This window comes from Streptomyces solincola, from assembly GCF_002982015.1.
GTDB lineage: Bacteria > Actinomycetota > Actinomycetes > Streptomycetales > Streptomycetaceae > Streptomyces > Streptomyces solincola.
Genome location: NZ_PVLV01000008.1, coordinates 1 through 5,628 on the forward strand (window position 1 = coordinate 1; position 5,628 = coordinate 5,628).

Consider the following 5,628-nt stretch of genomic DNA (forward strand, 5'->3'; position numbering starts at 1 on the left):
GGTGAGCCCCCTGCCCGGCCTTTCCCCACCCCGCCCGACCACCCCCGCCAACCCCCACCCCCCCGGGCCGGCCCCCCTCTCCGCCCCCTAACCCCCCACCCCCCCCGCCACACCAGCCCCACCGACCACCTCCATCCCCACCGTCCACTCACCCTCAGGAGACTCCACATGCACCTGGGTCACTCCCACGACGCCCCGGCCGCCGTCAGCGCCGACGCCCACCGCCCCGACGGCACCCGCCGGGCACTGCGGATCGGACTCGGCGGCCCGGTCGGCTCCGGCAAGACCGCGACCGTCGCCGCGCTCTGCCGCGAGCTGCGCGACCAGCTCTCGCTGGCCGTGGTCACCAACGACATCTACACCCGGGAGGACGCCGAGTTCCTGCTGCGCAACGCGGTCCTGCCGCCGGAGCGCATCCAGGCGGTGGAGACCGGGGCCTGCCCGCACACCGCGATCCGCGACGACATCTCCGCCAATCTGGAAGCCGTCGAGGACCTGGAGGAGGCGGTCGGCCCGCTGGATCTGATCCTGGTCGAGTCCGGCGGCGACAACCTCACCGCCACCTTCTCCCGGGGGCTGGTGGACGCGCAGGTCTTTGTGATCGACGTGGCCGGCGGGGACGACATCCCGCGCAAGGGCGGCCCCGGGGTGACCACCGCCGACCTGCTGGTCGTCAACAAGACCGACCTCGCCCCGTACGTCGGCTCCGACCTGGAACGCATGGCGCGGGACGCCAAGGAGCAGCGCGGCGAGCTGCCGGTCCTCTTCACCTCGCTCACCGGTCCGCAGGGGGTCGCGCCGGTCGCCGCCTGGGTGCGCGAGCGGCTCGCCGCGTGGACCGGGTGAGCGGCGCCGCGCCCGGGACGCCGCCGGACGCGGCGACCGGAGTACGGGCGACCGCGCGGATCGCGGCGGCCGCGGACGGGGGACTTCCGGTTCTGGCGGGGGACGGGCCGCTGGCGCTGCGGCGCACCCGGGCCGCGGGACCGGGCGCCCGGGTGACGGTGGTCGGGGCGATGACCGCCCCGCTCGGCGGCGACCGCCTCGCCATCGAGACGGAGGTGCGCGCCGGGGCCCGGCTCACCGTGGACTCGGCGGCCGCCACGGTGGCGCTGCCCGGACGCGACCCCGACGCGGAGGCGTCCTATGACGTGAGACTGCGGGTCGGCGCGGACGCGGAGCTGCGCTGGCTGCCCGAGCAGCTCGTGTGCGCGGCGGGCTCCCGGCTGAGCATGCGCACCCGGGTCGAACTGGCCGGCAGCGCGAGGCTGGTGCTGCGGGAGGAGCAGGTGCTGGGCCGGTACGGCGAAGAGCCCGGCACCCTCGCCACCCGCCTCACCGTCCACCGGGCCGGCCGCCCCCTGCTGGACCAGGAACTTCGCTTCGGTCCGGGGGCGCCGGGCGGATGGGACGGCGGGGCGGTGCTGGCGGGGCACCGGGCCGTGGGGCAGCTCCTCGTGGTGGATCCGGGCTTCGGCGACCATCCGGTGGGGCCGCGGCCGCTGGGCGACCGTGCCTGTCTCACCCCGCTGGCCGGGCCCGCGGTGCTGGTCACCGCCGTCGCCCCGGACGCGCTGCTGCTGCGGCGCACCCTGGACGCGGCGCTGGACTCGCTGGAATCCCAGGAGTCTGGGGATTCCAGCGAGTCGCCGGAGGAACCTCGAAGAGTGCCGGAGCGGCGGTCAGCCGCCGACGTACCAGCTGAAACCGCCGTTCGATGAGGCGACGGCCATCAGCACGACGAACACGACGACGTCGATGATGCCGAGCACGATCGACGCCTTGGCCATCCCCGCGCCGCCCTTGCCGGCCTTCGCCTGACGCAGGCCGACGGCACCGAAGATGATCGCCAGCGGGCCGAGAATGATGTTGAAGAGGAAGATCCCGATGATGCCGCACACCAGACCGGCGATGGCGAGGCCGTTCGTGCCGGAGTGCGCGTGCCCGTGGGTGCCGCTCGTGCCGTAACCGGCCATGTGAACTCTCCTTGTCGGAAAGGAACTTGTGAGAGCCCGTGTTGCCGGTTGTGACGAAGCCATGCCTGCCGTACGGAAATTTCGCGGACATGGCAAGAGGACTTCCGGCCGCGACCGCCCGCACCCTCCCGGGGCGTCGTCAGTGGCCGCCGGGGCGGGGCAGGCGGCGGCGGGGGCGGTCGCGCTCGGCGGCCTCCGCCGCGCGCTGCTTGACCACACCCGCGTACTCGTCCACGTACTCCTGGCCGGAGAGCGCCAGGATGCGGTACATGATCTCGTCGGTCACCGCGCGCAGCACCGCCTTGTCGCCCTCCATCCCGGCGTACCGGGAGAAGTCCAGCGGCTCGCCGAAGCGGATGGTGACCCGCCGGATCTTCGGCAGCCGCCGGCCGGGCGGCTGGATCTCGAAGGTGCCGACCATCGCGCAGGGCACCACCGGCACCCCGGCCGTCAGCGCCATCACCGCCACCCCGACCTTTCCCTTGTAGAGCCGGCCGTCGTGGGAGCGGGTGCCCTCCGGGTAGATGCCGAGCAGCTCGTCGGCGGCCAGCACCCCGAGCCCTTCGCGGATCGCCGCCCGGCCTGCCTCCCGGCCGGATCGGTCGACCGGGATCTGCCCCGCGCTCCGGAAGAACGCGGCGGTCAGCCGGCCCTTGACGCCGGGCCCGGTGAAGTACTCCCGCTTGGCCAGGAAGGTGATCCGGCGGCGCAGCACGGCCGGCATCAGGAAGTGGTCGGAGAAGGAGAGGTGGTTGCCGGCGACGATCGCCGCGCCCTCGGCGGGGACATGCTCCAGGCCCTCGGTGCGCGGGCGGAACAGCAGCCGCAGCAACGGCCCGAGCAGCACGTACTTCAGCAACTGGTAGAACACGGGCGGCTCCTCGCTCAACGGGAAGGACGACTGAGCTGCGTGCGGCGGACGGCCGGCGACCGCGCGGGGTCCGGTCGCGTGGCGCGCCGGGTCCCGCCGGCCGCACCGCCGCCCTGCCCGCGCGGCCGCCTCCGCTCGCGGCCCGGGGCGGCCCGGCGCCCGCCGCCCCGTGCGGAGGGTTCCCCCAGGAGCCCGCGACCAGTCTGCGCCCAGTCCGCCGACCCGGCCAGCTCCCGTCCGCTGAGTCCGGTCACTCCTCAGCGGCCCTTACCGGCTCGCGGTCCGCCGCGCAAGTGCTTGTTGCGGCATCATGTGCACCTGCGCAAAGGTTGCCCCAGGGCAGCGGTCGGTCCGCTGCGTGATCACCGTCCGGGGCCGGAGCCACGGCGGGGGACCCCACGGGAGCTGCGCACCATTGATGGACGACGACCAGGAGAGCACCGTCATCGGCGAGCGCGCGGGCGCGGCCTACGTCGTACGGGTGCCGGCGGAGGCCGACCACGAGCTGGCGCCGGACCTTCAGACGGTGCTCGACGCGGCGCTGGACACGGAGGCGGAGCGCACCGTCGTCGACCTCTCCCGCACCGACTTCGCCGACTCGACCATGCTGCACGTGCTGCTGGCCGCCCAGCGCGCCCACCGCGGCCGCGGCCGGCCGATGGTGGTGGCCGGCCCGTTCGGCCACACCGTCCACCGGCTCTTCGAGGTCACCGGCACGGCCGGCTTCTTCGAGCTGGCCGAGACCACCCACGCGGCCACCGGCGCGGCCGACCGCGACCGCTGACGGGGCGGAGGGCGGGGACGGACCGGGCGGGGGAGCGCCTGGACGACGCGCCGCGCGGGACCGTCGGGCGCGGCCGGATTCCGGCTTCCGCCCGGGCGCGGACGCCGGGGAACCGGTGTTCGCCTCCGCGTTCCTTGTTCTGCGGCCCTCGCTGCGGGAACGTGGACGCCAGGACCGTCCGCGCGGCCCTCCGGCCCGGCCGGAGCGGCAGCATCGGACCGGGTCCGCCGTCGACGATCCGCCGTCGAACGATCTGCCGTCGCACGAGGGGAGCGGGTCCGGTCAGGGGCCGTGAACAGGGTGGAGAACGCCGAACGCGAGGCAACCGGGCTCCGCGACGACGCCGACGGGGTCGGCGGTGCGTGGCGCGACGCCCCCTGCCCCGTCGTCGTCGCCGACCGGGCCGGAACCGTCGCCGCGCTGAACACCGCCGCCGCGGCGGCCTTCCCGGGCTTGCGGCCGGACACCCCGCTGCGCCGAGGGGCCCCGCCCTGGCTGACCGCCGCCCACCGCGCGCTGACCGCCTCGCCGGACCTCCCTGCGCCCGCCCCGAAGAGCGTGCGCGGCTCCCACGCAGGGCGCGACTTCACCGCGCACGCCACCCTCACCGCGGGTGGCCGCCGCGTGGTGTGGTGGCTGATCGACGACTCCGAACTGAGCGCCGCCCGCGAGGCGTTGCGCGGCGAACGCGAACAGGCCGCCCTCCTCGCCCGCGCCTCCGGTGAACTGCTGTCCTCGCTCAACGAGCGGCACTGCCGGGAGACCACCGCCCGGCTGAGCGCCCGCTACCTCGCCGACGCCGCCGTCCTCGTCTCGCCCGGTCGGGGCGGCGGACTGCCGGTCACCTACGGCCTGCGGGGGGCGGACCCGGTGCACGCCGTCGTGCGCGCCGACGTCCGCTCCGTCCCCGGCCTCACCGAGGCGCTCCAGGGCTTGCCGCCCACGCCGTCCCGCTGGATCCCGCCCGACGCGCTCCCCGAGTGGGCCGTGCCGCCCGGCTTCGAGGGACCGGTCGACTCCGTCGCCGTCATCCCGCTGCCCGGCCCCGGCGTCCCCGCGGGCGCGCTGATCCTGCTGCGGCGCGGGGCGAACCGCTCCTCCAGCGACCGCGAGGAGGTCTTCGCCCGGCTGTTCGCGGTCCGGGCCGGCGCCGCCCTCGCCGCCGCACGGATGTACGCGGAGCAGGCCGGCATCACCGCCACCCTCATGCACGAACTGCTGCCGCCCCGGCTGCGCGCCGTCCAGGGAGTGGAGTACGCCGGCGGCTACCGGCCCTCCGGCAGCGGCGAACGGGTGGGCGGCGACTTCTACGACGTCCACCCCGGGGCCGGCGGCACGGCGGACACCCTGGCCGTGCTGGGAGACGTCTGCGGCAAGGGCCTGGACGCCGCCGTGCTCACCGGCAGGATCCGCAACACCCTGCACGCGCTGCTGCCCGAGGCGGACGACCACCACCGCCTGCTCACCCTTCTCAACAGCGCCCTGACCACCTCCCGGCACACCCGTTTCGCCACCCTCGTCCTCGCCTCGGTACGCCGCCTGCCGGACGGCGCGCTGCTCCGGCTCACCAGCGCCGGGCACCCGCCGCCGCTGATCGTCCGCGCCGACGGCGCCGTCGAGGAGGCGGCCACGCACGGCTCGCTGATCGGCGTGCTGCCGGCCGTCCACTCCACCACCGCCACCACGAAGCTGGCGCCCGGCGAGAGCTGCCTGCTGTTCACCGACGGCATCACCGAAGCCCGCGGCGGCCCCCTGGGCGACACCCTGTTCGGCACCGGACGGCTGCGGCGGGCGCTCACCGGATGCGCGCGCCTGCCCGCCGAGGCCATCGTCGAACGCGTCCAGACGCTGGTGGCCGACTGGGTGGGCCCCCGGCCGCACGACGACATGGCGCTGACCGCCATCACCCTCCCCCCGACCACCCGGCCCGACGACGCCGACCGACCCACACAAGGCAGGTTGACCCCATGACGACGCGCCGCCCCTCCCCGCTCCCG

General features: G+C 75.6%; 6 protein-coding genes. 4 read left to right on the forward strand and 2 right to left on the reverse strand.

All coding sequences use genetic code 11. The features are described from left to right. The first annotated feature begins 168 nt into the window (after positions 1-168). Both ureG and C6N75_RS00755 read left to right on the forward strand, forming a co-directional pair. Positions 169-846 carry an urease accessory protein UreG gene (ureG, locus tag C6N75_RS00750; protein WP_105866870.1) on the forward strand — a complete coding sequence of 226 codons (678 nt, stop codon included), beginning with the start codon at positions 169-171 and terminating at the stop codon, positions 844-846. Beyond that, a complete protein-coding gene (locus tag C6N75_RS00755) occupies positions 834-1,721 on the forward strand; it encodes an urease accessory protein UreD (RefSeq protein WP_258177148.1) in 888 nt (295 codons plus the stop codon). The genes ureG and C6N75_RS00755 overlap by 13 nt, the downstream gene beginning before the upstream one ends. Here C6N75_RS00755 and C6N75_RS00760 read toward each other — a convergent pair. Both C6N75_RS00760 and C6N75_RS00765 read right to left on the reverse strand, forming a co-directional pair. Beyond that, on the reverse strand, positions 1,683-1,976 hold the full coding sequence (locus C6N75_RS00760) for a DUF4190 domain-containing protein (RefSeq protein ID WP_105866872.1): 294 nt from the start codon (positions 1,974-1,976) through the stop codon (positions 1,683-1,685). The two genes, C6N75_RS00755 and C6N75_RS00760, sit on opposite strands and share 39 nt — an antisense overlap. 139 nt (positions 1,977-2,115) lie before the next feature. Next, on the reverse strand, positions 2,116-2,847 hold the full coding sequence (locus C6N75_RS00765) for a lysophospholipid acyltransferase family protein (RefSeq protein ID WP_105866873.1): 732 nt from the start codon (positions 2,845-2,847) through the stop codon (positions 2,116-2,118). A gap of 418 nt (positions 2,848-3,265) precedes the next feature. Between C6N75_RS00765 and C6N75_RS00770 the strand changes: the two genes are divergently transcribed. Then, positions 3,266-3,631 carry an STAS domain-containing protein gene (locus C6N75_RS00770; RefSeq protein WP_105866874.1) on the forward strand — a complete coding sequence of 122 codons (366 nt, stop codon included), beginning with the start codon at positions 3,266-3,268 and terminating at the stop codon, positions 3,629-3,631. Positions 3,632-3,931: 300 nt separating this feature from the next. Continuing rightward, on the forward strand, positions 3,932-5,602 hold the full coding sequence (locus C6N75_RS00775) for a PP2C family protein-serine/threonine phosphatase (protein WP_105866875.1): 1,671 nt from the start codon (positions 3,932-3,934) through the stop codon (positions 5,600-5,602). The last annotated feature ends 26 nt before the right edge of the window (positions 5,603-5,628 follow it).